Raw genomic sequence first — 25,895 nt, forward strand, 5'->3', positions numbered from 1 at the left:
ATGCTGTTATCTATTGAGCATATTTCTAAACAGTATGGAAATAATCAGGCATTATCAGATGTTTCACTTCAAATAAAGCCAGGCATGTTTGGACTTCTGGGGCCGAACGGAGCCGGTAAATCTACACTCATGCGAATTTTAGCTACATTAATTGACTGTAGCGAAGGCACAGTGTCATACAATGAGATCAGATGGAGCAATAAACGCGAGGTTCAAAGATTGATCGGATACTTGCCACAGCATTTTTCATTGTTCAAGAATGTGAAGGTTATGGAACTGCTTCAGCATATTGCAATTCTTAAACAGGTTGAGGATTATAAGCGCAAAATAATAGAAATCAGTGAGCATGTCAATCTTACAGAGCAGCTCCACAAGAAGGTCGGTGCTCTCTCGGGAGGAATGCTCAGGAGATTAGGCATTGCTCAAGCTTTGTTAGGAAATCCCCGAATATTAATTGTCGATGAACCGACAGCAGGATTAGATCCTGAAGAACGAATCCGGTTTAGAAGGTTATTAAGAGGATTGTCTAAAGATAATATAGTGATCATTTCCACCCATATTGTGGAGGATGTTGTCGCAGTATGTGACGAGGTCGCAGTTCTTCATAAAGGTAAGCTTCTCGTAACGGGTGAAATTAATAATGTTGCAGCTATAGCTCAAGGAAAAGTTTGGAAGAAGGAACTGGACAAGGAAACGTATTATCGTGAATCTGAACATATTGAAGTCATCTCAACAGAGTCTGAAGGTGGAAAATTCATCATTAAGTTTCTGTCAGACAAACCTGTGGAAGGGGCTTACCAGGTTAACGCCGGGCTTGAAGAAGGGTATCTTTATCTGATGGGAAAACAAACAAACTCATGAACATGATGAAATTATTTCGTTTTGACGTGATGGCTTTAGGGTTCAACGCTGTTATCCCTGTTTTTTGCCTTTGTGTAACTATGATATATGCTGTGTTAACTCACCATAATGAAGCCTATTATTTACCGGCAATGGAATATATCATTCCTGCAGCGGGAGTCTGGTGGACGATTTGTATTTTTTACAATATCCTAGAAGAGGAGGGGAGTGAAACCTTATTTACCTACCCTGTGTCTAGATTTTATTATGGTGCTTACAGAGCAGCTGTCTTTTTTATCCTATATATCGTAATTGTATTTATTTCGTTTCATTTCATTGTACAGTATACCGACTACAAACAGCTGCTAGCGTATTTTATCCAAATTGCCGTTCAGACTTTTTTTATATGCGGATTGGGTTTATTGTCTATGGTCCTTGTGCGTCAAATAGGGTGGGCATTATTCGTCATTATGGGCTATTGCTTCACACAAATCCTGTCTAGAGGAAGCCTGGTGCCTTTATTGAATATTTATTATTTTCGAGGAGAATTGCCAGACGACTATTCATGGGATCGTAAGCTGCTCCTAACCCTCATTGCTGGCATTACATGGTGGGCCGTTGCGCAAGCCATACTGCAAAAGTCTCAACGATATGCTTAAAATTTGAGAACACTCTTAAGTGCAACAGCATCCAGCTTGCACTTGAGGGTGTTTTTTCAGTCGAAGTCATACAGTGATGACATCTAAATTACCATCTGCGAAAGAACTGTACTACAATGGGTATATTAAAAATGAAAGCAAATGGTCAGGAGGATTTAGACATGGGGATACCTGAAGCTTTTCAAGCGTATGTGGTAAATAAGGATGAACAAGGATTTCGGGCTGGCGTGACACAGCTGGGTCCGGAGCAGCTGCCGGAGGGTGATGTATCGATCCAGGTCTCCTACAGCAGCGTCAATTACAAAGACGGCCTTGCTTCTATACCAGATGGAAGAATTGTGCGGCGCTATCCGTTCATTCCAGGCATTGATTTGGCGGGGACGGTGGTGCAGTCCAGTCATCCTGAATATGAAGCAGGCGATCATGTGCTTTGCACAGGCTATGACCTTGGAGTCAGCCATGAAGGAGGCTTCAGCGAATATGCGCGTCTGAACGGCGATTGGCTGGTGAAGCTGCCGGCCGGCTTGTCAGCGAAGGAAGCTATGGGCATCGGTACGGCGGGCTTCACTGCGGCACTGTCGGTTCATGCTCTGATTCATAATGGACTGAAGCCGGAGCATGGTCCGGTCCTAGTGACGGGTGCAACCGGGGGAGTAGGCAGCTTCGCAGTGTCTATCCTATCGCGGCTTGGTTATGAAATTGTGGCATCCACGGGTAAAAAAGAGAAGGAGGAGGCCTGGCTGAAAGCTCTCGGAGCGCATCAGGTCATCTCCAGAGACGAGCTTCCCCCGGAGAAACCAGGACCGATTTCCGCTGAACGATGGGCAGGTGCTATTGATCCGGTTGGCGGCGAGAGGCTGGCAGATATTTTGAAGCAGCTGAAGTATGGAGGCTCTGCAGCATTATCCGGCTTGACGGGAGGAACCGATTTCCCCGGTACGGTATATCCGTTCATCCTTCGAAATATCCGACTGCTCGGCATTGACTCGGTCTATTGCCCGATGTCTGTAAGAAAGGATGTCTGGTCTCTGCTGGCAGGACCATGGAAGCCGGAAAGTGTGCTGGCTGAGGGAATTCGCGAAGTAGGTCTTGCAGAGCTGCCAGCCACCCTGGGGCAGATTCTGCAGGGTCAGGCCGTCGGAAGAACGGTGGTTTCGATGTCATAGAAGGAGGATGCCTAAAATGATGAAATCTTGGGGCAAAGCGGCAGCGGCAGGTTTATTGGCCTTTGGAATTGCAGGCTGCAGCCAGGACGTTGTTGAGCGCGAGGTGGAGCAATATAACGGACAAGCCTTCGAGGAAGGAACGCAGGAAGCAGCGCAAGAAGGACGCGGATTGAATGGGAAGTTCCTGACGATGATGAAGGAGCGCTTTCAGGATGAAGGCATGGAGCTGACGAAAGAATCGTTTACTGAAGCTCAGGATGGAAGCATCCAGTATCAGTATCTGATTAAGGATGCAGAGGATCAGCAGATCAAGCTGTTCGTTTATCCGGATGAAGAGACACGTATGGCTCAGATGAAGGAGCTGTATGGCGGAGCTGTGGAAGAAGGCGGTGAAGGCTTGGACGCCGTACTTGTCGAAGAGAAATCCTCAGCCTTCGTCTACTTGTCTTCCGGTGAGAATCAAGGCCAGTATGAGGAACAAATCAAAAGGATTGCGTCCGAGCTGTTGAAATCCAATGAGCTTCACGCAGGGGACCATACGAATGAGTCGGATGATAACAAATAATAACACCACAACAACGCTCCGGTATGCACCGGAGCGTTGTTGTGTTAAGTGAGAAATACAGGAATGCAGATATGCTTGGGTATTCAGCTTATGAGCTTATGATACCGGCTTTTTCAGCTCCCGCACAACGTGTCTGAGCTCGGGCAGCAAAATCTTGTCCATAGCGAGTCTAACGGCATTGACCGAGCCCGGCATGGAGAAGATAGCCGTGTCCCCGATCGACCCACCCACAGCGCGGCTCAAAATCGCTGCGGAACCGATCTCCTGATAGCTGAGGAAACGAAAAACCTCCCCAAATCCGGCGAGCTCCTTACTCAGCATGGAAGCAACGGCTTCATACGTTGTATCTCTTCCGGAGATACCTGTACCGCCAGTAAGCAAGACGGCGTCAATGTCAGGACGGCTGGAAGCGTCATATAGAAGCTCGCGGACTTGTTCATAATCATCCTTTACGATTGTTCGTCCAGCCACGATATAACCTTGAGTCTCCAGGAGCTCACATATCAACCGACCGCTCTGATCTGTTTCTAATGTACGGGTGTCCGAGACGGTAATAACCATACAGCTGACCGAGGCCGGTGCCTCTTTACGATGTTCTTCTACTGAGTTCATGGTATGTACTCCTTTCTTGAATCAAACATTAAAAATATGAATCCTTGGTTGCTCTTCGTCTTTCACTTATAGTACACTCGCTAACAGAACGTGTGGAAAGGAAAGAGAACAATATGCGAAACAAGATGACTCCTGTATACATATTATCAGGTTTTCTAGGGAGCGGTAAAACGACTCTGCTAACTCGGCTGCTGCAGCATTGGAAGCAGGAGGGCCTAAAGCCTGCCGTGGTTATGAATGAGATTGGCGAGGTGAACATCGACAGCCTGGCGGCGGGGGCAGACGTCCCTACCTCTGAGCTGCTCAGCGGGTGTGTGTGCTGTACCATCCGGGCGGATTTTGCCGCGGAGCTCGGCATGCTGCTGCAGCGCGATCGTCCGGATGTCATCGTGGTGGAGGCGACCGGAGCCGCGAATCCGATGGAGATCCTCGACGGTGTCGCCGAGGCTTCCCTCTTTTTAAATATTGAGCTTCAGCAGATGATTACGGTTGTAGATACTCCGCATCTTCTTCACCTTCACCGGGAGCAGCGGGCCAAAACCTATCGGCTGATGCAGGAACAAATTCGCTGCGCCAATGTGTTAATCCTGAACAAAGCAGACCGGCTAAGCCAGGACGAATTGTCAGAGGTCACAGAGATTGTGGAGAAGTGGAACCGGTCTGCAGTTGCCTTCGAGGCTGTTCGATGTCATGTCGATCTGGAGCCGATGCTGAGTGCGGTTAGCCGTTCAGAACAAAGTGCCGCTGTACCTGAGGGAGCGTCGGATGATGAAAGAATGAATACACCAGGCCGCAGCTTCAAAGGCGGAGCAGCTTCTCATGACACCCATGCTCATGTCATGTCCTATACCCATCATCTTCAAGGTCCGCTGGATAGCCGCAAATTCGAGGCATGGATTCGCGAGCTACCGCGTGATATATACCGGGCCAAGGGCATCCTGACGTTTCAGGATACGGCGAGCCGTTACCTGTTCCAATATGCCTTCCGCGAGACGGATTACACCCGGCTGCCACAGGAGGTGGAGCTGCGAGATGTGCTGGTCTTTATCGGGGAACAGTTTGATCGTACAGCATTGAAGCAGCAGCTGCAAAAACTGTCAGAGCCAACTTGATTCAGCGGCTTGGATTTTCGTTTAATACATTTTCATCAGACATTATCATGGGAGGTAAACATACATGAGTCAAGAATTACAGTATAAAGATTGTATTGAGGCTTGTTTTGAAGCCGTGAATGCCAGCAACGTCTGCTATGTTTCCTGCCTGAAGGAATATGATATTGCCATGCTGCGTGAATGTATTGAACTGACTCGGGAGTGTTCAGATATTTGTTCGTTTGCAGCGGATGCCATGAGCCGTATGAGCCCGTTTGCCTCGGACATTTGCAGCCTGACGATCCAGATTTGTGAAGCCTGCGCTGCAGAGTGTGAGAAGCATCCGCATCAGCATTGCCAGGACTGTGCAGCCGCTTGCCGTCGCTGCGTGGAGGTATGCCGCGAGATGTGCTGTGTCGCCTAATTCACAAATTAACTTCATCATCTAAAGCTTCACAACCTGAACTTGTCATGGCCAATGGACGGGTTTAGGTTTTTTTGTGATTGAAGGAGGGGGAATCTTCCTATACCATAGAAGGTGAACACGATAAACACGAAATAGCAGCGATGTATAGGAGGACTCTATGAATCAGACACGTTTGCTGGACAGCGAACACTCCAAAGAGCTGTTAACCTATTTCGGTTTGGCGGTCTATTATTCCCAGGCTCTGGAGCAGCAGCTGGCGAATTTGCTCATGCTCATCAAGCTGTCCAAGGGTCAGGTGCCTTCGGAAGAAGATTTTACGCAGCTGTATCAGCGTAAGCTAAGTAGCTCGCTAGGTCAGCTCGTTCAGGAAATACAGCACTATTTTCCCTTTTCCGAGGAAGAGACGGTTCAGCTGAAAGAAGTATGGAAACAGCGCAATTATATTGTCCATGATTATTTTAAAGAACGAATTCATGATACGTTTAGTCCGGCGGGCCGTTCCCGGATGATTCGAGAGCTGAATGCCTTTAAGGATCAGGCGCAGGCTCTGGAGCAGAAGCTTCAAGGCTATTCGGGAGAAATGTATATCAAGCTCGGTTTGGACGGGGATCGGCAGGATGAGTCAAGTCCGTCTTAGCTGCAGCCGGGAAACAAAAACGCGATAAACTGAAACATCTGGCTGCCCGATGGCGTCTGTAAGGTATAGGAGGTGCATATTATGAAAAAATCAACCAAGATGATCTCAGCGTTACTTATGTCATCCGCTCTGGTGGGCAGTATGTCAGCTTCTGCGTTTGCTTTTTCCGATGTGGAGGATAGCAGCCAGCTCGCCATTGTGAAGGATCTGCAGCGCGCCGGAGTGATTAATGGGATTTCAGAGGACCGATTTGCTCCGAACCAGTCTCTTACGGCCGCACAAGCGGTGCAAATGATCGTGAATGCGACAGAGCTTCAGGTATTTCCGAATTTCAGCGGTCAATCGTTCAGCTCAGTGCCGGACGGTGCCTGGTTCAGTGAAGCAGTGAACATTGCAGCGATGCACGGGCTGCCGGTCACGAACGAGATGGCGTGGAATAAGCCAATCAACCGGGAGACCTTTGCCGGATTGCTGCATGCCGCTGTACAGTCTACCGGTGATTATCCGATTATCGCGATCCATATAGAGGTTGCCGATGAGGAAAAGATCTCCGAGGAATTCCGGGGCGCGGTGCAATTTCTGCTCATTACGAACATGGCCGATTTGAATGACAAGGATGAGTTTCAGCCGAAGGAAACCTTAACGCGTATGGAAGCCGCCCAAATGGTGCATGCTGCAAGGGACTTTCTGAACGGCTTTCCGAATGAGAAGCCGCCTGTTGAAATTCCGCCTGTTGAGGGAGGAGATCAGGTCTCCAGCGATGTAATCAAGGTGGACGAGAATGTGAACAGGGTAGTCATTACGAAAAGCGATATGCCGCATCCTGGCTACGGCCTCATGGTATCCTCTATAGAGTTCATAAGTGATTGGGAAGCGGTGGTGTATTACTCGGTCACTCCGCCGGATCCAGACAAAATGTATCCTCAGGTGATTTCAGAAGCGACGGCGGAAGCCTACGTTCCTGCACCGTATAAGGTTACCGTGAAAGAAGCACCGTCTTCACCGTAGATAACCACATCTAAATTGGAAAAGGGCTGTCCCAATAGGGACAGCCCTTTTCCGTTCAAACGAATTGGCTGTTTAGAGCTATTATAGCTTCACGGCTGCTTTTTTCATGATGGCCGGTACAGGTATAGCTTCACGCTCACGCTGAATGCTACCGCCCGCAGCCTCCGGTGAGCCTTGCTGCAGCTGATACATGTTAAAGTATTTGCCGCCCTGTGCCATCAGCGTATCATGGGAGCCCTGCTCCACAATTTCACCGCGATGCAGAACGAGGATCTGGTCTGCATTTCGAATGGTCGAGAGGCGATGGGCAATGATAAAGGTAGTTCGGCCCTGCTTCAGCACCTCCAGCGCCTGCTGAATGATCGCCTCGGTTTCGGTATCAATGTTGGCTGTGGCTTCATCCAGAATCAGGATCGCCGGATCGAAGGCGAGGGCGCGGGCGAATGAAATGAGCTGGCGTTGACCGGCAGACAGCGTACTCCCTTTTTCGATGACGGGTTCGTCAAATCCGAGCGGGAGATGGCTCAGCAGCCGGTCGGCACCGACCGCCCTTAACGCCTGATCCACCTGTTCCCGGCTAATCCGCGGATCACCGAGACTAACATTGCTGGCGATGGTGCCTGTAAAGAGATAAGGGTCCTGCAGGACAATGCCCATATGCTGGCGGAGCCACTGCTTCGGAATTTCCGTGACCGGCTTTCCATCAATCGTAATGCTGCCCTTTTGCGGATCATAAAATCGGAACAACAGGTTAATAATCGAGCTTTTGCCGGAGCCGGTATGACCGACGAGCGCCACGGTTTGGCCCTTGGCTGCCTGGAAGGAAATATTCTTCAGCACGTAATCCTTTTTGTAGGCAAAGGAGACATCTTTGAATTCAACATCTCCCTGATATCTTGGCATGGAGCCATCCGTCACGGCTTCGCCGGGCTCATCCATGAGCTCGAAGGCTCTTTTGGCAGATACGATGGAGGAGTCCAGTGCAGCAAGCTGGTTGACCATTCCGGTAATCGGCTGGAACATCCGGCCCATCAGATCGACGAAGGCGTACAGCACCCCAATCGAAATGATTCCCGTTGCGGACAAGGACGCAGACCCGAAATACCACAAGATGACGACGAGCGCAATGTTTCGTAAGACGTTAACCAGATTGTGCGTCGTCAAGGAGTTCAGATTCAGCATTTTATTCTGATGAGCCATATAATCGCGGTTGAGCTCCTCAAATTCCTCGCGGGTCGCTTTCTGGCGGCGGAAGACCCGAATGATCGGCATGCCTTGGATGGATTCATTAATGATGGCATTAATTTCACTTAAGCGCGAGCGAATTACCACATTGTAACGGGTGGCAAATTTCCGGTAAAGGACAATCCAGATGAGAAGCATCGGAATAATAAACAGGCTGATCAAGCCAAGACGCACATCCAGCAGGAACAAGGCAATGTACACACCGGTAATGTAGACGATGCCGGATGCAAAGTTAGACAGCACGGCAACGAACAGATCCTTCACGGCTTCAGTGTCATTGGTAACGCGGGATACGACCTTGCCGGCCGGCAGATTGTCGAAATAATGGACAGGCAGGCGCTGAATATGGGCATAAACGTCAGTGCGCAGCTTCTGAATGACACGGTTGGCTGCCGACTGCATCCAGAAGGTACGAGTAAAGACGGCCAGCATGGAAATGAATATGGCAATCATAAACAGTCCGACCAGCTTGTAAACGCCGGGCAGCTCCGGCTTGTAAAAGCTGAACAGCTCGCTTGTGCTCAGCTTGACGGCAGGATAGCTTTGTGTGGAATCGCCGTACGTAATGCTCATGATTCCGTCCTGAAAAGAGCGGCTGCCTTCGGCACGTTCTACAGGCTCGTTAATGAAATAAAAGCTCGTTCCGCTCTGCAGCAGCCGTACCTCTGCACCGCTGTTTTCTTCGGCGCTTAATCGGTCTGCTCTTTTATAGTAAGTGCCTTGATATAGTGCGGCTCCTTCCGGGGAGTCGGTTTCGTAATAGGGCTGTTCGATGCCGAGCACGTGCTCGTCGATCATCGTCTTGGCGATGAACGGTCCGGCCAGCTCGGCGGCGACACCGATTGCGAGCATGAGAAGCGCTGCGATAAACGTTCCCTTGGCTGTCAGCGCGTAACGGAAGAGCCGTCTGGCTATTCCGGTCGTATTGGGTATGGATTGAGATTGGTTTCCGCTCAAGCAGAACACCTCCTAGGATGAAAGATGATTTTCAAGCTGCTGCCGTTCATATTGCTCCCGGTACCAGCCATTGGCTGCAAGCAGCATTTCATGCGTACCCTCTTCGGTAATGGCTCCGTCCTCCAGTACAACAATCCAGTCTGCATGCTGGATCGCAGAGAGGCGATGTGTGGAGATAAGAGTGGTTTTGCCGGAACGCTGGGTCCGGATATGTTCAATGATTTTGGCTTCCGTGCGGGCATCAACGGCGGATAAGGCATCGTCCAGAATGAGGATCTCCGGGTCTGCGATAAAAGCTCTGGCCAGAGACACGCGCTGCTTCTGACCGCCGGACAGCGCGACTCCTTTCTCGCCGACAAGCGTATCCAGCCCGTCGGATAAGGTGTGCAGATCCTGATCGAATGCTGCCGTTCGGATGGCTTCCATAATGGTTTCGTCATCGGCATCTTTTTTGCCAAATTGAATGTTCTGTCTCACCGTCTTGGAGAACAAAATCTGCTCCTGCGGGACATAGCCGATCCAGGCATGCAGCTGCTCCTTGGACAGATTCTCTACCGGTACGCCGGCAAACAGCAGCCTTCCCGTGCCAGCAGGATACTCATGCAGCAGCTGCTTGAGCAGGGTGGATTTACCGCTGCCGGTCCGGCCGACAACGCCAAGGGTCTGCCCACGTTTCAGGGTCAGCGAGATGTCCTTCAAGTTATCCTCGCCAGAAGAAGGATAGCGGAAGCTGAGGTGGTCAAAGACGACGCTATCCGGTGTGCGGACATGCACAGGCTGCTCCGGCTCGGGCACGTCTGGCGGAACAGACAATGTGCTGTTCACACGGTCCAGGGAGGCGTTCCCCCGCTGCATAATGTTAATGAGCTCTCCGATGGCGAACATGGGCCAGATCATCATGCCCAGATACATGTTGAAGGATACCAGGCTGCCCAGCGTGATCTCGTTCTGGAAAACCATATAAACCCCGTAGGATAGACCGATCACATAGCTGAGTCCAATGGAAAAGTTAATCGTTGGCTCGAACAAGGCATCGACCTTGGCTACCGCCAGATTCTTACGGTAAACATCATCCGTAATGTCCTGAAATTTCTGCTGATCCTCACGCTCCTGCACATAGGCCCGGATCACGCGGACGCCGGCAACCGACTCCAGCACCTGATCATTCATCACGCCGAAGGCATCCTGGGCGGCAGTGTAGCGCTTGTGTATAGCTCTGCCATAGATAACCATACCGACGGCAATCAAAGGAAGCGGCAGAATGGCAGCTAACGTTAACTTCCAGCTGACCAGAAAGCCCATCGCAAACAGGATGACGACCAGGAAGAAGGTGGAGTCGGTCATGACGAGCATGCCAAAGCCCGCTGTAGCAGCGACAGAGCGCAAATCATTCGTGGCCTTGGCCATAAGATCCCCGGTCCGGTTCTTCTCGAAAAAGGGGGGCATCATGCCCAGCAAATGATTCATATAGCGGGTGCGTAGCAGGCGCTCCACCAGATTCGCTCCGCCAAAGATGCGGTGCATCCACACGTATGTACAGAGATAAATGACGGCAACAAGACCGAGAATAAGCAGCAGATATTGAGTCAGCCCTCCCCAGGAGATGGAGCCTGTTACAATGTCATCAATGGCATTACCGAGCAGTAGAGGCGGCAGGAGCTCCAGGCCTCCGCACACAATGAGGAAAAACAATCCGACGAGATATCGTTTCTTCTCCAGCTGAAAAAACCAGCCTAAATTTTTTAAAACGGCAAACATATGATTGGTTCCATCCTTTCATCATCCAAATCAACAAGCTTCTGACGGGTATTTACAGCCAAAAAAAGCATATCCTCCGAAAACCGGATGATATGCTCGGTGTAAACCTATCATGACCACGGAAGTGTATCAACGTACCGCGGCGTCATCGTAGAAGGATACCAGGGCTAAACTGGCGACTTCCGAATGAGTGAAGCATGCAGCGGGGCGTTGTCAATATTCAATTGGTTCACTGTACGGCCAGGATGTGTATACATAACAATGACTGTGTTGAACACTTGGATCGCCCCTTTCTTTAAGATTTGACAATTATTTGAATTCATTTGGTTCGTCTGAATTTTATCACCATGTCTTTCAGAATGTCAAACTTATTTTTTAGCCGCATGACGGGGTCAGGCCTCATCGCGGGTTCACAGCATGTCCTGAAAGCGCCAAAAACATTTGTAACCTCTACATAGAATGCGTTATGATAAACATTATATATGTCAGGTGAGATGGTCAAGGAGAGTGAAAGATATGAGGATCCAAGTCAGTCAAGAAGCCGCTTCCTGGTTTATTCGAGAGCTGGAGCTGCAGGCCGGAGCCAAGGTCCGATTCTTTCCGCGTTATAGTGCAAGCGGAGGGCTGCATCCCGGCTTTACATTGGGACTGGCTATAGAGGAGCCGCAGCATTCGGGCATCGACGCCAAAGTGAATGATGTTACGTTTTATATGGAAGAGCGGGACCTTTGGTACCTCCGCGGCTTTGACCTTGAGGTCAAATATGAGGAATCACAAGAGGACATTTCGTATACGTATACAGAAGAAGGCGCGGGGCATTAGAGAGCTGCTCTTACAATTCGCGCATTGAAGGGGCAGGGGAGGTTCCGGGTAATGAGCGTGTATAACCGAGATATTCGTCAATATATCGGCCGCAGTGTGGTGTTTAAGATCAAGGCAGCTGTCATGGCAAGGAATGAGGCTGGCGAGGTGTTGCTGCTGAAGAGGCCGGGGCGTGATGTGTGGGGCTTGCCGATCGGCGGGATTAAGCCGGGAGAGTCGATGGAAGAAGCGGCGGCCCGGGAGCTGTGGGAAGAGAGCGGACATCATGCCGGGGAACTGGAGCTGCTGGATCTGCTGTCCGGACGGGATTATGTGAAGAAGCATGTCAATGGTGACGAGGAATATTACGTCATCGGGGTTTATGCTGCTCACGGGCTTAAGAGTGTCATCGATCTGCCGGAGGAAAGCGACACCTCGATGAAATATTTCGCGAGGGATGCGCTGCCCGTCACAGACGGCTTGACCACCCGTATTTTGCACAAGCTGTTAGGGCAGCCTGACGAAAGCTGAATGAAGGCATAAAAAAATCCCCGCAAGGGGAATTTTTTATGTGCTTGAACGCTTACACCTGAGCAGCATCGTCATCCAGGGCAAAGTCAAAATCGTCAATATCAAATACCTGTACAGGCACCTCGGCACTGATCATGCGCTGTATCAGCTCGTACTGATCGGTAAGCAGCGGCACAGAAAGCCGGGCAGCGGCGGCCAGCAGCTCGGTTTCCACCGGGTCAAACAATTCGCCGTAGGGTGCATGATCAATCGCATTCATGACGATCACGACCGTTCTTTCGCCGACAGGGATGGATGGACTCTTAGCCCAAGGCGTCTGCAGCGCCTTGTCTATTTTCTTCTTGTTCAGGGGCTCCTCAAAATAATGAATCAGTTCATTGATCTTGGTGCGCACATGCTGGTCATCAGCAGGCGTATGCATCAAAGGCTCATCGCTGCTGCTGAGCTCGTACAACTCCAAAATGGTGGTATAGGGTATGATATATTCTACCGGTCTGGGCGGGGTCAACAGCTGACCGTAAATGGCCAGCATCACCGCTTCCGTCACAAATATCGTGCTCATTCTCATCCTCCTGCGAAGCACAAGCCGTTTCCAACATGCTTTTTATGAAATACGTTTCCAAAATATCAAAGCATTGACGACGCCAAATGTCAACCTGTACAACCGGAATTCACAACCAGAAAGGGGCTGCCGACAGCATTTGAAAGCCTGGAAAATTTATTATCCCTTTGTAAAGCCTTATATCAAGTGGATTGTATTTACTTTGTTCATTGGCATGATCAAATTTACGATTCCGCTTCTGCTTCCCCTCATCATGAAGTATGTGGTGGATGACCTGCTCACCAATTCTGATATGACGCCGCAGCAAAAGATAGAGCAGCTTATGCTCATCCTGACAGGTACACTCGTGCTGTTTATCGTCGTACGGGGACCCGTTGAATATGTAAGGCAGTATTTTGCTCAGTATATTACAAGCCGCATCCTGTTCGATATGCGTAATCGTCTGTATGCCCATTTGCAGAAGCTGTCGCTGCGTTATTACCAGAATACCAAGGTCGGCGAGGCTATTTCCCGGTTCATTAATGATGTTGAGCAATCCAAGAACCTGGTTGAGGTCGGCATGATGAACATCTGGCTGGACATGTTTACACTGACGTTCGTGTTAATCGTGATGTTCTTTATGAACCCGGTGCTGACTCTCGTCTCCATTGCCGTGCTTCCACTGTATGCCATTGCAGTAAACCTGCTCTACAAGCGCTTGAAAAAGCTGACGAAAGACCGCTCGCAGGCACTCGCGGGCATCCAGGCGTACCTGCATGAACGGATTCAGGGGATCTCGGTCATTCGCAGCTTTACTTTGGAGCGTTATGACCAGCGCAAGTTCGAAGGCATCAACGGCAATTTTCTGAAAAAAGCAATGGCGCAGACGCGCATGAACGCCCTTACCTTCTCCATTATTAATACGTTAACCGACATCGCCCCGATCCTCGTCATCGGCTATGGCGGATACCGGGTTATTCAGGGAGATCTGACGCTCGGTACGTTCGTCGCGTTCTTCGGTTATTTGGATCGTCTCTATGCACCGCTGCGCCGATTGATAAATTCCTCCACCGTGCTGACACAGGCTACCGCTTCTCTGGAACGGGTCAAGGAGCTGATGGATGAGCCTTACGATATTGTGGATCAGCCTCATGCAAAGACGCTTCGTACAGCCGGAGATATCCAGTTTGACCGGGTGTGCTTTAAATACAGCACCGGCACGGACTGGGTGCTGAAGGATATTAACCTGCACATTAAGCAGGGACAAACCGTTGCATTTGTCGGAATGAGCGGAGGTGGGAAGTCGTCGCTCATCGGGCTCATTCCCAGATTTTATGATGTACAGGAAGGCAGGGTGCTCGTCAGCGGGCAGGATATTCGGACGGTATCCCTGGAAAGCCTCCGAAGCTCGATCGGGATGGTGCTGCAGGATAATTTCCTGTTCAGCGGCTCGGTGCGGGAGAATATTATGCTTGGGAACCCGGAAGCCGATGAAGAGTCTGTCATGGCTGCTGCACAGGCTGCAAACGCCCATGAGTTCATCATGAGCCTGCCTTTAGGGTATGACACCGAGGTGGGAGAGCGGGGCGTCAAGCTGTCCGGCGGACAAAAGCAGCGGCTGGCGATCGCTCGGGTGTTTCTGAAGGATCCCGATATTCTGGTGCTGGATGAAGCGACCTCGGCGCTGGACCTGGAATCCGAGCATCTGATCCAGCAGGCACTGCAATCTCTGTCCAGTAACAGAACGACGCTGATCGTCGCTCACCGTCTGTCTACCATTACGCATGCCGATCAAATCGTCGTACTGGAGAACGGTCAAATTACAGAGCAGGGTACCCATTCCGAGCTCATGGAGCGCGAAGGCAGCTATGCCCGATTATATAATGTGCAGCATTTCGATACTGTTAGCTGATGTAAACCTGCTCATACGAAACAGCCTCCACCGCAGACATGATCGCAGGGTGGAGGCTGTTTTGTGATGCAGTATGATTCAGGATTTACCGAGAAACAGCGATAGCAGGCCGGCCGCAATGAGAGGACCTACCGGAACTCCGCGGAACAGCGCAACTCCCAGAACGGTACCGATCAGAAGACCGGCAACAATCGTAGGCTGCGTCCCCATCAGATGGGCTCCGCGCCCGCCCAAATAAGCAACGAGCATACCAATGCCGATGGCAAGCAGTGATTTCCAGCTCAGAAAGGATTGGAGGATGGTGTCCAGGCTGATCTTCCCGCTGGCTAACGGAGTCATGACGCCAATCGTGAGAATGATGATTCCGAGTGTCAAGCCATGCTTCTCCAGCCAGGGAAAGGCCTGCTGCAGGCCGCTTACCCGAAGCAGCAGCAGCACAATCATAGCGATCGTGATGGAGGTATTGCTGCTCATAATCCCGAGCGCCGCCAGTCCCAGCAAAATTAAAGCGGTCATGTCCATGAACCTTCAAGCTCCTCTCCTGGCCAAGGCCTCATGATTCCGCGGGATGGCCAGCAAGGTGCTCGGCGATGAGGCGGCCATGATATCGTCCGGTCTCAATGAATACTTCATTCGCGTTGCGACCTGAAGCAATGACGCCTGCCACGAACAAGCCCGGTACCGTCGTTTCCATCGTATCGGGATTGAACCGGGGCTTCTCCATTTCCTCGTCGAGTTTCACTCCGGAGGAGGCAAGCAGCTGCCGATCCGGCCGAAAGCCGGTTAGTGCCAGCACGAAGTCATTCTCAATGATCTGCTCTTTTCCTGACAGGGAAGAGATAGTCACCTGAGCCTCCTGGATGTCTGTTACGCTGGATTCCAGATGAAGCGCGATTTTCCCCTTATGCACCATGCCTTCAAATAACGGGCGTACCCAAGGCTTGATATTCGGCGAAATTTCACTGCCGCGGTAGACGACACTGACCTTGGCACCGACCCGGACGAGCTCCATGGCGGCATCGACGGCGGAGTTGCTGCCTCCGATAATGACCGTGTTCATGCCGGCATAAGGGTGTGCCTCTCTAAAATAGTGAGATACCTTGTCGAGGTCCTCCCCGGGGATTCCTATATAATTCGGGTGGTCAAAGTATCCCGTAGAGATGACGACATTTCGGGCCGTGCGGGTCCCCTCGGTGCCATTACGCTTGCGGGTGCTGACGATAAAGCTGTCGCCTTGCTTTTGGATAGAAAGAGCTTCTTCATACGGGGTGATCGCTAGCTGATAATGCTCGGCCACTCGGCGATAATATGCCAATGCCTCATCGCGGTAAGGCTTGTCATTCGATAGTGCGAACGGCACATCGCCAATCTCAAGCATTTCAGCGGTGCTGAAAAACTGCATATGCGTCGGATATAGATAGATGGAATGCACAAGATTATGTTTGTCAATAAGCTCTGCGGACAGTCCGCGCTTCTGGCATTCGATCGCCGTAGACAGGCCGCAGGGCCCTGCCCCGATAATTAAAACGTCTAGCATATATGGCTGCGCCTCCTTATGTGGTTAGCTATGTGTGGAAACAGTATTATTTATCCTACCGCAAAAAGAGACCGAAATCCAACGGCATCCCTATAAAAATTTCAAGCAGTTTAAATTTTTTGTCTTTCTATATATTGAACTGGGATTAGCTGGAATCAAATTGCATCACTAGATATGGATAAAGTTAGCACTATAAAGCATTTTTCACTGCGGATTGTTGCTCATTCGGGCCCGGTTTGTCCTGTTTCCAAGCGTTTAAGAGCCGGAAAGTACGGTTAAATAAAAAATACCCGCAGTCAGGAAATATTTTCCCTTCCTCCCCCGGTTGATGATCCTAATGTCGCTTTGAATGATGAATGAAAAAGTCAGGAGTGAGAGGCATGTCCATTGATCGTTTTATCTTAAGAAAATTGGGCACCTGTCAGGAAGCTAACACAACCTTCAACCTACTAAAGCTGTTTCAAATTCGTGTTCTTAAAGCCCAAGCCGAGGAGGAGCAGCGGATCCGCCATGCCTAGCACGGCGGTGACCGCCAGGTTCTTCTACACAAAAAAAGGCTATCTCTTAGAAAAGAGATAGCGCAAGAGAATCATTTTCGCTTTTGCTGTGAAGAATGGCCTCAGAGCCCTCGATCTCGATGCTGATCAGGGAGTTGAGGCATTTTTTCAGTGCCTTTTTCCCGTTATTGATTTTATCGTCCAGGGCGCTGGTCAACAGCTTTAGAACTTTTTGTACCGGCTGCTTATTATCCGTGGTGAAATATACAGGAACCGGTTTGTTTTGGAACATAATTAGCATTTTCATGTGATCACCTCACGAAAATATAGTTTCATGATAGTTGCATTATAAACGTCCAAACTTAAAATAACCTTAAAATGAGATATTTAATCACCAACCTATGGCTGTCCGTGACATTTTTGTGAATGAGCTGACAAGGAAGGAGCTGAATTTCAATAATATTGCATTTTTTTGCTATCTATATTGATTTATATAGTAAAATAAGGGTGAATGGATGAATATGGACTGGATTTCCCTGTTTCAATATCTGCGCTGGTGCTTTTGGACTAGGGTGTTCGAGGTCATATAGGGAGAAAGGAATATGACACAAATTGACAGGGTAGACTCACTGATGATATAGTTACAACAATGTAACCAATTAAATATAATGCAGAAGGGGTGGCATTCCTGCATGATTTTGACGGTAGTCAGCGGACGCAGAAGTGATGAGACCTTTGATATAGATGTACCTGACAGCTGTACCGTCCATCGTCTAAACGAGCTGCTCGGACTCCGGCTGTTCCAGGAGCTGCCCGAGCCGGGCGTACAATATATATTGGAAGCCAAATTTCCGGAGGGACTATGGTTTCAGGTTCAGGAAGGAAGCAGCCTCGTCGAGGCAGGCCTTCGGGAGGGCTCATACATCCGCCTGCAGCGGGCATTTTCAACAACGCTGGAAACCGCCCCGGTATACGGACGAAGAAGCTTGTTCCAGGAACCGTGAAGGTGTAATGAAGCAGCTTACATAATGTGATATTGAGGAGGCGCCCCATGAACGTCTTGTATCAGAGATCTCCGCGGATTAAACCCGCTCTTCAGCAAGAGGATATGGAAATATTCAGGCCTCCCACAGAACCGAGCAAGCCATCATTTTCTATGATTTCGATCATCATTCCCGTCATTATGACTGCATTGATGATCGCATTTTATGTCTATATGAATATGTCAGGACGTATGGGCAGCGGCGGATTTATGATGTTTCAGATGATCATGATTCCGATGATGCTCATGTCCTATACCCTGCCCTTCTTTATGTATCTCAGTAATAAGAAGGTTTATCGGAAGCGGCTTGAAGAAAGAGACCGGATGTATCGCGCCCAGCTGGAGCTGCACCGTGAAGAGCTGAAGGAGCGTCAGCGGGAACAGGTAGAAACCATGTTTGAGATTCATGGTGATCCCGAGGTATGCAGCCAGATCGTCAAAAGCCGCAGCAGCAGGCTCTGGGAAAGATCTGTGGAGGATAGTGATTTTCTGGAGCTGCGGGCCGGAAAGGGTCAGGTCCCTTTCTTCGTCCACATCAAGCCGCCCAGATCAGATGGATACGAGAAAGATCCGCTTATTGAAGCGGCGGAAGTCCTGGCAGCTGATTTTGCGGTCGTTGAAGATGCTTCAATTACGCTGCCGCTGAATCAGTCCAAGGTGATCGGGGTGGTTGGTCAGCGGGAGCATGCTCTGAATGCCTTGCGCGTGCTTGTCGCTCAGATGACCGTGCGCCATTCGCCGGATGAGGTGAAGCTGGCGGCTTTTTACGAGGAAAAGGAAGCGGATGAATGGGACTGGATGAGATGGTTCCCGCACTGCTGGGATGATGACCGCTCTGCACGATATCTGGCAGATCGACGCAGCACCGCTCATCAGCTGGCCGACGAGCTCTTCATGCAGCTCAATCGCCGCCGCCGAAGCGGCAGCGATTATGCCGCTCGCTCGATGAATATTCCGGCCTACATGATTCTGCTGTCATCCGCCCAGCTGATTGAGGAAGAGCCGCTGCTGCCGCTCCTCATGGAGGAAGCGGAGGCGGTGGACGCTATAACGATTGTGCTGTCTGACCGAAAGGAATCCCTGCCGATGCAGTGTCAGCTGATTTTGGAGGCGGGCAAAGACCGAGCCGTGGTTACGGTCAAGGAGGATGGAAAGGCGAGACAGCAGGGCTTTGATATCGATCATGTATCTCGGGACCAGATGGAGGCTTTGGCTCGATATATGGCTCCAATCCGACTGAAGCGCTCGTCCGCTTCAGACATTCCTTCCACCTTAACGCTATTTGAAATGATGGAGATTGAGACCATTGAAGAGCTGGATCTCCACCGCAGATGGCAGCAGAACCGTTACCCGGACTCACTGCCGGTAGCGATGGGTGTGCGGGCTGGCAGCAAGAGGATCAATCTGAATCTGCATGACAAAATTGAACGCGGCGGCCATGGCCCCCACGGGCTGATTGCCGGAACTACAGGCTCCGGCAAAAGTGAGGTTATCCAGTCCATAGTTGCTTCTCTGGCGGCAGAGTTTCATCCGCATGATCTGGCCTTTATGCTTATCGATTACAAGGGGGGAGGCATGTCGAACACCTTCCTTCACCTGCCTCATGTCGTTGGAACCATCACTAATCTGGATAACAACCTGATCGAGCGTGCAAAAGTGTCCTTAAAAGCAGAGCTGGTGCGCCGGCAGAAGCTGTTGAACGATGCTGGCAATCTCCAGCATATTGATGAATATTACAAGCTGCTCCGCAGCGGGCAGGGCGTACCCCTGCCGCATCTAGTCATTATTATTGACGAATTCGCACAGCTCAAGAAGGACCAGCCCGAATTTATGGATGAATTAATCAGTATTGCGGCAATCGGACGGACACTCGGCGTGCACTTGATTCTTGCTACGCAGAAGCCGGCCGGGGTTGTCGACGATAAAATCTGGAGTAATTCTCGCTTTCGAATCTGTCTGCGCGTCCAAAGTGAAGGCGACAGCCGGGACATGCTGAAAATCCCGAACGCTGCCTGGATCAATAAGCCGGGTCGCGGCTATTTTCAGGTCGGTAGTGATGAAGTGTTTGAAGAGATGCAGTTTGCCTGGAGCGGTGCGCCATATACAGTACATCAAGATGATCAGGATGCTGCTGTTCAGATCCGTGAGCTGCGCCTGAATGGGAAATATGAGCCGATGCTTGCGCCCTCGCAGGCATCGAAGGTGCATCAAGAAGAGCCCATGAAGCAGCTGCAGGTGTTCATTAACCAGGCAGCTGAGGCTGCAAGTGCTCATGGAATCTCTCGGCTTCCGGGACCATGGCTCCCGCCGCTGCCGGAAACGCTGGAATTGGAGGAGGTCGAAGCCCTGACTGCTCAGGAGGATCAGCTTGCTTCGGCAGGTAGTCTTCCTTTAACAGCTTCTGCGGGGCTTGTAGATGATCTGACTCAGCAATGCCAGCGGCCGCTCTTGCTAAATCTGGAACAGGGCCATTGGGTCATCTATGGCATGCCGGGACTCGGCAAGACCACGCTGATCCAAACGATGCTGATGTCCCTGGCCGCGCAATATCAACCTGACCAATGGCATGGATATATCGTGGATATGGGCCGGACGATGCGAGACTTTGCCGGACTGCCGCACATCGGTGCAGTGATGACGACGGAGGAGGACGACCGGATAAAGCGGTTATTCCGTTTCCTGGCCCGGACCGCAGCCACTCGCAAGGAATTGATGGCCGAGGCCGGCGTCAAAACCGCGTCGTCTTATCGGCGTTCAATGTCAAGTGCTTTGCCGCAGCTGATCGTTGTGATTGATGGCTATCTTAATTTCAGAAATACGTATGCCGATGAAAATGATATGCTGGAGTATTTGCTTCGGGAGGGTGGAAGTCTCGGCATCACCTTTATCATCTCAGCGAACCGGATCTCCGATATATTTGAAAAGGTTCGCAGCAATATCTCGCATGCATTGAGTTTCGAGCTGGCAGATCCATCGGATTATTATTACGCAGTCGGACGTCCGACCAAAGCACCAAGTCAGCTGCCGCCGGGCCGCGGGCTGGTAAAGGGACAGGTGCCGCCGCTGGAATTCCAGTCAGCTCTTCCGGCCCCGGGCCGGGATGAGGGGGAGCGTTCGGCAGCGCTGCGTAAGCAAATTCAACAGCTAAGCCACTCCTGGAGTGGAGAGAAAGCACCCGCTATTTTGTCACTGCCGGAGAAGATCCAGCTGCATGAGCTGCTGGACATGGATCAGCCTTACAGTCAAGCCGCACATCAAGCGTCGCGTCAAGTGACGCTCGGTCTAACCACCGATGATTTGGATCCCTTTAACCTTTCGCTGGAGGAGGGCCCGCATTTCATCATTGGCAGTCCCATGGAGGGAGGAAAGACCTCCTTTATGCTGAGCTGGATGCTGTCTATGGCTCTTCATTCTTCTCCGGAGGAGCTGGAGCTATATACGGTAGATACCCGTTATGGCAGCCAGGGCCTTGCTTCTTTAAGTCAGCTGCCTCATGTCAAGGGGACTGCTTCAGATGAAGAGGAGCTGACGGCATTGATCTCCAAAATCTACGAAGCGGTTCAGCTGCGAACGAAGGAAGAAGAGCATAGACCCATTGTGCTTATGATTGATGATGCGGATGTGCTCAGCAAGCAGCTTAATGATTTCACAGTAAAGGATCAGCTGTCTTCCATTGTACGGCTGGGCAGAGACCGTAACGTTCATGTCATCATTTCCGGAGTGCCTGCTGATTTCCCGACATACGGCGTGGACTGGTTCTCGGATATTAAAGCAGCTCAAGCAGGATTCCTGTTTGGTACTTTGGACTCTAACGATTTATCCTTCTTTAGAATTCCTTTTTCGGAATCCAACCATAGTGCTGGAGGACTAAAGCTCCTTCCTCCGGGACAAGGGTACTATATAAAACGTAAATTTTCCAGAATCAAGGGCGCAGTTCCTTTTACAGAGGTCTGGAATCCAGAAAAATGGGTCAAGGAAATTCGTGACCGATGGCATGTTGTAGTTTGAAGGGAGGTGGCTCATAATGTTGACGATTCCTGCTTCTAAACAGGGGACGATTACACTTGATGATAAAGAGTTCTTTTTCCTAGCAGGTATTCTTGGCTCTGATCGCCTGCTCGGCGTCAAAGATCCTTTCAGTGGATACTTAACGGAAGAGATTGCGCTGGAATGGGAGTCAGCAAAAACCTCCTTGCTGGAGAAAAATTATTTAATATTAGAAGACACTGGAGAGCTTTCGATCCCTCCTGAGGTGTTTTCTAGGGTAGCTGTAGCCGGTCTTGCTGAAAGAGCGTGCTGGCTGAAATATGAACATCTGGGAACCAGCTTCGAAGGGTATCTCCATGTTGTCGGAGACCAGGTGATCCAGGTGTGTAAATGCGGCGTAAACGACCAGCAATATGCCCTGACTGAGCTGGGCACCGTGGAAAGCACCTGCCAGAGACTGGTAGACGATTTAGCTCTCAGTGAGGCTCCTCTTGGTGAAATACCGGCCCTGCTTCTGAGCCGTAAAGAATTTAGTGATATATTCACATCCTCTGCGACGGTTTCCGGTGATGCGATTGCGGACCGGCTGGCCAAGCTTACAGATGATGCCGAAGGCTCATTGGCTCTCGCCAAGTGCATGAAGAACAAGGTCTCCTCGGGAGAGCTTCAATTGTCAGTTTGGAATGGATATCGCTGGGAGAGCCAGAATGCGGCCTTTATATCTGATGAATCCATCAGCTGGCTGCTGCGTATGAGTCTCCAGGGTGATCAGGACTGGCTGACGGCTGCGCCGGCAACCCGTGAACATTTTTATCAGATGCTAATGATGTGGTTAAAACAGTGAGTCAGCCCGAATGAAAGGTGAGGACCTATGCGTATTTCTGTCGAACCGGAACGGCTCCGGTCATTAAGCCGGCAGCTCCTGCACTCCGGTAGTCAATTTGCAGGGATGAGTAATCAGCTCGGTGAGGCCATGAATCCCCTCGTCTGGGAAACCTCGCTTAAGGCAGCAGTGATGGACGAGTGGCATCTCGCCCAGCGGTTGGGCATGCAAGTGGGTTCTCTGCTGGAAAGGCTGGGCCAGGAGCTGGCGGGAAAGGCCGATTTGTTTCAGGAGACGGATCATCAATACAATTCCGTGCTGAACCATGCCCTCGTAGGAGGAGTTTCGCCGGTTTCTCTTTTTGCAGCCTCCAGGCAGGAAATGTCTCGTTCCATTCTGGCTCCAGCGGGAAGCTCGCCCGATATTTCCAATCCAAGCTCTGTAGTTCAGGCGGTTGGCATGGCGACAGCGGAAGGCAAGGAATCGGCCAAGCAGGCGGCCCTTTCGGGACAGGGCTGGACCTTCGCAGATCCTTCACGCTTAGCGCCTGCTAATTAAATCATCCTGAACAGTTTCAAATATGGGTCATTGGTGGTAATTGGAAAATGGGTCGGATGACATTTTGATATTGAATGTGATCTGGGCTACGATGTTTTCAGCAGTTAAATATGCATTCATATTAAAGGAGGAAACATACATGGCAGGTCGTATTTTAATTACCCCGGAGCAAGTTGAGCAGGTAGCCAATCAATTTAAGCAGAGTGGTGATCAAAGCCAACAGATCGTCAACAGCCTGACACAGTCCGTCAACAGCATGGAAGGTCAATGGGACGGTATGACGAAGCAGCGTTTCTTCCAGGAGTTCCAGGAGGCCAGCCGCCTTATGAACTCATTCGTTCAAACACTGGAAAGCATCAGCAGCGAGCTGAAGGCGATTGCACAGAAGTTCCGTATGGCTGATCAGACACGCTAGTAGAAGTGAACCAAGCTATAGCATATCAGGATATGAAAGCAGAAACCGGGTGGTTATGGACTCCCGGTTTTTCTCTAATTTGATCTATGAAACAGAATCTTAATTTTGACAATAGAAAGGGGGAGCTGCAATGGGTTTTCAGCCTGCACCCGGAGATCAGATTACAATTAATAATACGGCGTACAGAGTAGGGCAGCATCCTGCGGCCCCGGGACTTGCTTATGCACAGGCAGGAAGGCAGGGGATCGTTTACCAGCTGCTGCCTGTAAATGGCTCACCGTATGAAGCTAAAGCGCTGAAGGTGTTTTTTCCTAAATTTCGTATGCCGGCGATGGTCTATCAATCGGATCATATGGCTGGCTATAAAGAAATACCTGGTCTGCAGGTTTGCAGCCGAGAGGTGCTCACTCCCGAAAGAAACGGAGAACTGATAGCCCGGTATCCTGACCTGCTGTATGCTGTCATCATGCCCTGGATTCATGGGATGACCTGGTTTGATGTCATTAGCGACCAGCGGAGCCTGAGCCGGAGCGAAAGTCTGACGCTGGCCAAGGCACTGGCTGCGATCGGCTCCAGTATGGAGCAAAAGGGTCTTGCGCATTGTGACCTTTCCGCGCCTAATGTCATGCTTCCGTTTTTTTCGGAAGTGGAGCTTCCTGAAGGAGCCGCCGCTGTGGAGCTGGTGGATGTTGAGCAAATCTATAGTCCCAAGATGGACCGGCCAGACGTTCTGCTGGCAGGCTCGCCAGGGTATGCCGCGCATCGGGCGGTTCAGAGCGGTCTCTGGAGCTCTTACGCAGATCGCTTTGCAGGTGCTGTCATCGTTGCGGAGATGCTTGGCTGGAGCGATGTCGCTGTCGTAAGCAAGTCCTGGGGCGAAAGCTATTTCGACCAGCATGAGATGCAGACCGGCTGCGAGAGGTATTTCTTATTGAAGAAGTCGCTTGGCCAGCGGTGGGGGGCAGCCATTAGTGATCTGTTTACCCGAGCGTGGGACAGTCAGGATCTGAGCAGCTGCCCTACCTTTGGGGAATGGCTGGTTGCGTTATCCGCCGTTTCTGTTGAAGAGCCGGCTTCGGTGACGAAGCAAGACTCTGCCCACGAGGCGCCTGAGGCCGCTGCGGGAGCCGTTCGCAAGCCTGTCATTGATGAAGCGCTAGCGGCTCAGCATGCCCAGGATGCTGCTGCCAATCTGGGACTTCAGCCGGATACCGGCGAGGTGAATGATCATGTTGTCGCGCGGCTGTTTCATCAAGCCCGGGATCTGGAGGCCGCAGGCAATTTGACAGGAGCGCTGGAGATTTTCCGTTCGGCGTATCATTTTGTTCAAAAAGACAGTCCATTAGAGGTTGAGCTGGCGGCTGCTATTCATGATCTGGAGTCACAGCTCTATCCTCCGCAGGAAGAGAAGAAGGCCTGGAGAGCCATCGCAAGCTCCAGGAAATTTATGATATCTACGGCTGCGGGCATTGCTGTCCTGGCCGGCTCTGTATTTACAGTGAACCAGATTCTGGCGGACCAATCAGAGGTCCGACAGCAGCAGGAAGCCTCAGCAGCCACGCAGCAAGAAGATGAAGAGAAGGAACGTGCAGCAGCAGAAGCCGCAGAAAAGGAAGAAGAGGCTGCCAGACTGGCTGCGCAAAAAAAAGCCGAGGACGCTGCTCGCCTGAAGGCAGAGGAAGAAGAGAAGGCGAAGCAGGAGGAAGCCGACAAGCTCGCTGCCGAGAAAGCAGCACTGCAGGAAAAGTATGACAAGCAGGCGAAATATGAAGCGTATCTCGCTCAGCTAGAGGCCAAAAAAGAAAAGCAGGCTCTGCAGGAAAAGTACGACAATCAGGAGAAGTATGAACAGTATCTGGCTTTGCTAGAGGAGAAGAAGCAGCGGGAGGCTGAGGAGAAAGAGGCAGCAGCTGTCCGTGCCGCAGAAGAGTCGCGAGCAGCAGAGGCAGCCCGGGCTGCAGAGGCAGAGCGCCAGGCGGCGGCCAAGCGGCAGGAGGAAGCTCGTAAGCAAGAGGCTGCTGCCAAGGCCGAGCAGCTCAAGAAGCAGAGAGCGGAAAATGTGGTGACTCTGATAGCTTACTATAACAAAGCTTATAACGCTCAAGTAACCGACAACTTACCGAGAGCAAGAAATTTCGCCCGGAGCTTTCAGACGATGTATCAGAAGGATGCGACCTATTACAATTCAGTCGGCTCCATGAAATCACGCAGCAGCAATATTAATTTATTCTTAAACAACAGCGGGTTCTGGCTGCCGAGCCTTTAACTTCAATGACATTGACGCAG

25 protein-coding genes are annotated in these 25,895 nt (G+C 50.8%); 18 read left to right on the forward strand and 7 right to left on the reverse strand.

The annotated features are described in order from the left end of the window. The 4 genes from JJQ72_RS09310 to JJQ72_RS09325 all read left to right on the forward strand — a co-directional run bounded on the left by JJQ72_RS09310 (position 1) and on the right by JJQ72_RS09325 (position 3,230). Complete coding sequence (locus JJQ72_RS09310; protein WP_208203472.1) at positions 1–861, forward strand: ABC transporter ATP-binding protein; 861 nt, start codon at positions 1–3, stop codon at positions 859–861. After that, positions 858–1,499 (forward strand): hypothetical protein, encoded by a 642-nt coding sequence (locus JJQ72_RS09315; protein WP_208203473.1) that lies wholly within the window; start codon positions 858–860, stop codon positions 1,497–1,499. The genes JJQ72_RS09310 and JJQ72_RS09315 overlap by 4 nt, the downstream gene beginning before the upstream one ends. Positions 1,500–1,660: 161 nt before the next feature. Next, positions 1,661–2,665: an acrylyl-CoA reductase family protein gene (locus tag JJQ72_RS09320; protein ID WP_208203474.1), complete on the forward strand. Its 1,005-nt coding sequence runs from the start codon at positions 1,661–1,663 to the stop codon at positions 2,663–2,665. A 16-nt stretch (positions 2,666–2,681) separates the two neighbouring features. Beyond that, positions 2,682–3,230, forward strand: coding sequence for a hypothetical protein (locus JJQ72_RS09325; RefSeq protein WP_208203475.1), 549 nt, complete (start codon positions 2,682–2,684; stop codon positions 3,228–3,230). A 96-nt stretch (positions 3,231–3,326) separates the two neighbouring features. Here the strand turns inward: JJQ72_RS09325 and JJQ72_RS09330 are convergent, their stop codons facing one another. Next, the gene (locus tag JJQ72_RS09330) at positions 3,327–3,842 is read right to left on the reverse strand and encodes a MogA/MoaB family molybdenum cofactor biosynthesis protein (protein ID WP_208203476.1); all 516 of its coding nucleotides are present in this window, start codon (positions 3,840–3,842) and stop codon (positions 3,327–3,329) included. A gap of 113 nt (positions 3,843–3,955) precedes the next feature. On the opposite strand from JJQ72_RS09330, the gene JJQ72_RS09335 reads away from it, so the two are divergent. From JJQ72_RS09335 to JJQ72_RS09350, 4 genes are all read left to right on the forward strand, one after another. Beyond that, positions 3,956–4,954, forward strand: a complete 999-nt coding sequence (locus JJQ72_RS09335; RefSeq protein WP_208203477.1) for a CobW family GTP-binding protein — start codon at positions 3,956–3,958, stop codon at positions 4,952–4,954. 64 nt (positions 4,955–5,018) lie between these two features. Continuing rightward, positions 5,019–5,357, forward strand: a complete 339-nt coding sequence (locus tag JJQ72_RS09340) for a four-helix bundle copper-binding protein (RefSeq protein ID WP_138226039.1) — start codon at positions 5,019–5,021, stop codon at positions 5,355–5,357. 160 nt (positions 5,358–5,517) lie between these two features. After that, positions 5,518–5,997 carry a hypothetical protein gene (locus tag JJQ72_RS09345; protein WP_138226038.1) on the forward strand — a complete coding sequence of 160 codons (480 nt, stop codon included), beginning with the start codon at positions 5,518–5,520 and terminating at the stop codon, positions 5,995–5,997. Between the two features lie 81 nt (positions 5,998–6,078). After that, a complete protein-coding gene (locus tag JJQ72_RS09350) occupies positions 6,079–7,005 on the forward strand; it encodes an S-layer homology domain-containing protein (protein ID WP_208203478.1) in 927 nt (308 codons plus the stop codon). Between the two features lie 81 nt (positions 7,006–7,086). Here JJQ72_RS09350 and JJQ72_RS09355 read toward each other — a convergent pair whose 3' ends face one another. Both JJQ72_RS09355 and JJQ72_RS09360 read right to left on the reverse strand, forming a co-directional pair. Next, positions 7,087–9,207, reverse strand: coding sequence for an ABC transporter ATP-binding protein (locus JJQ72_RS09355; protein WP_243895990.1), 2,121 nt, complete (start codon positions 9,205–9,207; stop codon positions 7,087–7,089). Between the two features lie 12 nt (positions 9,208–9,219). Beyond that, positions 9,220–10,965 carry an ABC transporter ATP-binding protein gene (locus JJQ72_RS09360; protein WP_138226035.1) on the reverse strand — a complete coding sequence of 582 codons (1,746 nt, stop codon included), beginning with the start codon at positions 10,963–10,965 and terminating at the stop codon, positions 9,220–9,222. A 516-nt stretch (positions 10,966–11,481) separates the two neighbouring features. On the opposite strand from JJQ72_RS09360, the gene JJQ72_RS09365 reads away from it, so the two are divergent. Further along, a complete protein-coding gene (locus JJQ72_RS09365) occupies positions 11,482–11,787 on the forward strand; it encodes a HesB/YadR/YfhF family protein (RefSeq protein WP_138226034.1) in 306 nt (101 codons plus the stop codon). A 51-nt stretch (positions 11,788–11,838) separates the two neighbouring features. After that, complete coding sequence (locus JJQ72_RS09370) at positions 11,839–12,297, forward strand: NUDIX domain-containing protein (RefSeq protein WP_208203479.1); 459 nt, start codon at positions 11,839–11,841, stop codon at positions 12,295–12,297. 52 nt (positions 12,298–12,349) lie between these two features. Here JJQ72_RS09370 and JJQ72_RS09375 read toward each other — a convergent pair whose 3' ends face one another. Continuing rightward, on the reverse strand, positions 12,350–12,859 hold the full coding sequence (locus JJQ72_RS09375; protein WP_138226032.1) for an ADP-heptose synthase: 510 nt from the start codon (positions 12,857–12,859) through the stop codon (positions 12,350–12,352). Positions 12,860–12,998: 139 nt separating this feature from the next. Here JJQ72_RS09375 and JJQ72_RS09380 point away from each other — a divergent pair, with 139 nt between their 5' ends. Further along, positions 12,999–14,750 carry an ABC transporter ATP-binding protein gene (locus JJQ72_RS09380; RefSeq protein ID WP_279591710.1) on the forward strand — a complete coding sequence of 584 codons (1,752 nt, stop codon included), beginning with the start codon at positions 12,999–13,001 and terminating at the stop codon, positions 14,748–14,750. A gap of 78 nt (positions 14,751–14,828) precedes the next feature. Here the strand turns inward: JJQ72_RS09380 and JJQ72_RS09385 are convergent, their stop codons facing one another. Further along, entirely contained in the window at positions 14,829–15,272 is a 444-nt protein-coding gene (locus tag JJQ72_RS09385; protein WP_138226030.1) for a DUF441 domain-containing protein, read from the reverse strand. 31 nt (positions 15,273–15,303) lie between these two features. Then, positions 15,304–16,287 (reverse strand): YpdA family putative bacillithiol disulfide reductase, encoded by a 984-nt coding sequence (locus JJQ72_RS09390; RefSeq protein WP_138226029.1) that lies wholly within the window; start codon positions 16,285–16,287, stop codon positions 15,304–15,306. A gap of 380 nt (positions 16,288–16,667) precedes the next feature. On the opposite strand from JJQ72_RS09390, the gene JJQ72_RS09395 reads away from it, so the two are divergent. After that, positions 16,668–16,805 (forward strand): hypothetical protein, encoded by a 138-nt coding sequence (locus JJQ72_RS09395; RefSeq protein WP_175415284.1) that lies wholly within the window; start codon positions 16,668–16,670, stop codon positions 16,803–16,805. 46 nt (positions 16,806–16,851) lie between these two features. On the opposite strand, the gene JJQ72_RS09400 is transcribed toward JJQ72_RS09395, so the two are convergent. Continuing rightward, positions 16,852–17,091, reverse strand: a complete 240-nt coding sequence (locus JJQ72_RS09400; RefSeq protein ID WP_138226028.1) for a hypothetical protein — start codon at positions 17,089–17,091, stop codon at positions 16,852–16,854. Between the two features lie 385 nt (positions 17,092–17,476). On the opposite strand from JJQ72_RS09400, the gene JJQ72_RS09405 reads away from it, so the two are divergent. The 6 genes from JJQ72_RS09405 (at position 17,477) to JJQ72_RS09430 (ending at position 25,875) form a co-directional block, all read left to right on the forward strand. Then, the gene (locus JJQ72_RS09405) at positions 17,477–17,788 is read left to right on the forward strand and encodes a hypothetical protein (protein ID WP_138226027.1); all 312 of its coding nucleotides are present in this window, start codon (positions 17,477–17,479) and stop codon (positions 17,786–17,788) included. Positions 17,789–17,835: 47 nt separating this feature from the next. Continuing rightward, complete coding sequence (gene essC, locus JJQ72_RS09410; protein ID WP_208203480.1) at positions 17,836–21,834, forward strand: type VII secretion protein EssC; 3,999 nt, start codon at positions 17,836–17,838, stop codon at positions 21,832–21,834. 16 nt (positions 21,835–21,850) lie between these two features. Beyond that, on the forward strand, positions 21,851–22,657 hold the full coding sequence (locus JJQ72_RS09415; RefSeq protein ID WP_208203481.1) for a hypothetical protein: 807 nt from the start codon (positions 21,851–21,853) through the stop codon (positions 22,655–22,657). Between the two features lie 27 nt (positions 22,658–22,684). Then, the gene (locus tag JJQ72_RS09420) at positions 22,685–23,194 is read left to right on the forward strand and encodes a WXG100 family type VII secretion target (protein WP_208203482.1); all 510 of its coding nucleotides are present in this window, start codon (positions 22,685–22,687) and stop codon (positions 23,192–23,194) included. Positions 23,195–23,333: 139 nt separating this feature from the next. Further along, positions 23,334–23,609, forward strand: coding sequence for a WXG100 family type VII secretion target (locus JJQ72_RS09425; protein ID WP_138226023.1), 276 nt, complete (start codon positions 23,334–23,336; stop codon positions 23,607–23,609). A gap of 130 nt (positions 23,610–23,739) precedes the next feature. Continuing rightward, the gene (locus JJQ72_RS09430; protein ID WP_208203483.1) at positions 23,740–25,875 is read left to right on the forward strand and encodes a serine/threonine-protein kinase; all 2,136 of its coding nucleotides are present in this window, start codon (positions 23,740–23,742) and stop codon (positions 25,873–25,875) included. Positions 25,876–25,895: the final 20 nt, after the last annotated feature.

This window comes from Paenibacillus sp. F411 (genome assembly GCF_017582705.1).
Taxonomy (GTDB): Bacteria; Bacillota; Bacilli; order Paenibacillales; family Paenibacillaceae; genus Paenibacillus_AQ; species Paenibacillus_AQ algicola.

Excerpts from the sequence above, each read along its gene's own strand:
- JJQ72_RS09375 (WP_138226032.1), bottom strand. The coding sequence starts at position 12,859 with ATGAGCACGATATTTGTGACGGAAGCGGTGATGCTGGCCATTTACGGT.
- JJQ72_RS09360 (WP_138226035.1), bottom strand. The coding sequence starts at position 10,965 with ATGTTTGCCGTTTTAAAAAATTTAGGCTGGTTTTTTCAGCTGGAGAAG.
- JJQ72_RS09325 (WP_208203475.1), top strand. The coding sequence starts at position 2,682 with ATGATGAAATCTTGGGGCAAAGCGGCAGCGGCAGGTTTATTGGCCTTT.
- JJQ72_RS09385 (WP_138226030.1), bottom strand. The coding sequence starts at position 15,272 with ATGGACATGACCGCTTTAATTTTGCTGGGACTGGCGGCGCTCGGGATT.
- JJQ72_RS09395 (WP_175415284.1), top strand. The coding sequence starts at position 16,668 with ATGTCCATTGATCGTTTTATCTTAAGAAAATTGGGCACCTGTCAGGAA.
- JJQ72_RS09330 (WP_208203476.1), bottom strand. The coding sequence starts at position 3,842 with ATGAACTCAGTAGAAGAACATCGTAAAGAGGCACCGGCCTCGGTCAGC.
- JJQ72_RS09310 (WP_208203472.1), top strand. The coding sequence starts at position 1 with ATGCTGTTATCTATTGAGCATATTTCTAAACAGTATGGAAATAATCAG.
- essC (WP_208203480.1), top strand. The coding sequence starts at position 17,836 with ATGAACGTCTTGTATCAGAGATCTCCGCGGATTAAACCCGCTCTTCAG.
- JJQ72_RS09415 (WP_208203481.1), top strand. The coding sequence starts at position 21,851 with ATGTTGACGATTCCTGCTTCTAAACAGGGGACGATTACACTTGATGAT.
- JJQ72_RS09350 (WP_208203478.1), top strand. The coding sequence starts at position 6,079 with ATGAAAAAATCAACCAAGATGATCTCAGCGTTACTTATGTCATCCGCT.
- JJQ72_RS09365 (WP_138226034.1), top strand. The coding sequence starts at position 11,482 with ATGAGGATCCAAGTCAGTCAAGAAGCCGCTTCCTGGTTTATTCGAGAG.
- JJQ72_RS09320 (WP_208203474.1), top strand. The coding sequence starts at position 1,661 with ATGGGGATACCTGAAGCTTTTCAAGCGTATGTGGTAAATAAGGATGAA.
- JJQ72_RS09420 (WP_208203482.1), top strand. The coding sequence starts at position 22,685 with ATGCGTATTTCTGTCGAACCGGAACGGCTCCGGTCATTAAGCCGGCAG.
- JJQ72_RS09390 (WP_138226029.1), bottom strand. The coding sequence starts at position 16,287 with ATGCTAGACGTTTTAATTATCGGGGCAGGGCCCTGCGGCCTGTCTACG.
- JJQ72_RS09405 (WP_138226027.1), top strand. The coding sequence starts at position 17,477 with ATGATTTTGACGGTAGTCAGCGGACGCAGAAGTGATGAGACCTTTGAT.
- JJQ72_RS09425 (WP_138226023.1), top strand. The coding sequence starts at position 23,334 with ATGGCAGGTCGTATTTTAATTACCCCGGAGCAAGTTGAGCAGGTAGCC.
- JJQ72_RS09370 (WP_208203479.1), top strand. The coding sequence starts at position 11,839 with ATGAGCGTGTATAACCGAGATATTCGTCAATATATCGGCCGCAGTGTG.
- JJQ72_RS09315 (WP_208203473.1), top strand. The coding sequence starts at position 858 with ATGAACATGATGAAATTATTTCGTTTTGACGTGATGGCTTTAGGGTTC.
- JJQ72_RS09345 (WP_138226038.1), top strand. The coding sequence starts at position 5,518 with ATGAATCAGACACGTTTGCTGGACAGCGAACACTCCAAAGAGCTGTTA.
- JJQ72_RS09400 (WP_138226028.1), bottom strand. The coding sequence starts at position 17,091 with ATGAAAATGCTAATTATGTTCCAAAACAAACCGGTTCCTGTATATTTC.
- JJQ72_RS09340 (WP_138226039.1), top strand. The coding sequence starts at position 5,019 with ATGAGTCAAGAATTACAGTATAAAGATTGTATTGAGGCTTGTTTTGAA.
- JJQ72_RS09430 (WP_208203483.1), top strand. The coding sequence starts at position 23,740 with ATGGGTTTTCAGCCTGCACCCGGAGATCAGATTACAATTAATAATACG.
- JJQ72_RS09335 (WP_208203477.1), top strand. The coding sequence starts at position 3,956 with ATGCGAAACAAGATGACTCCTGTATACATATTATCAGGTTTTCTAGGG.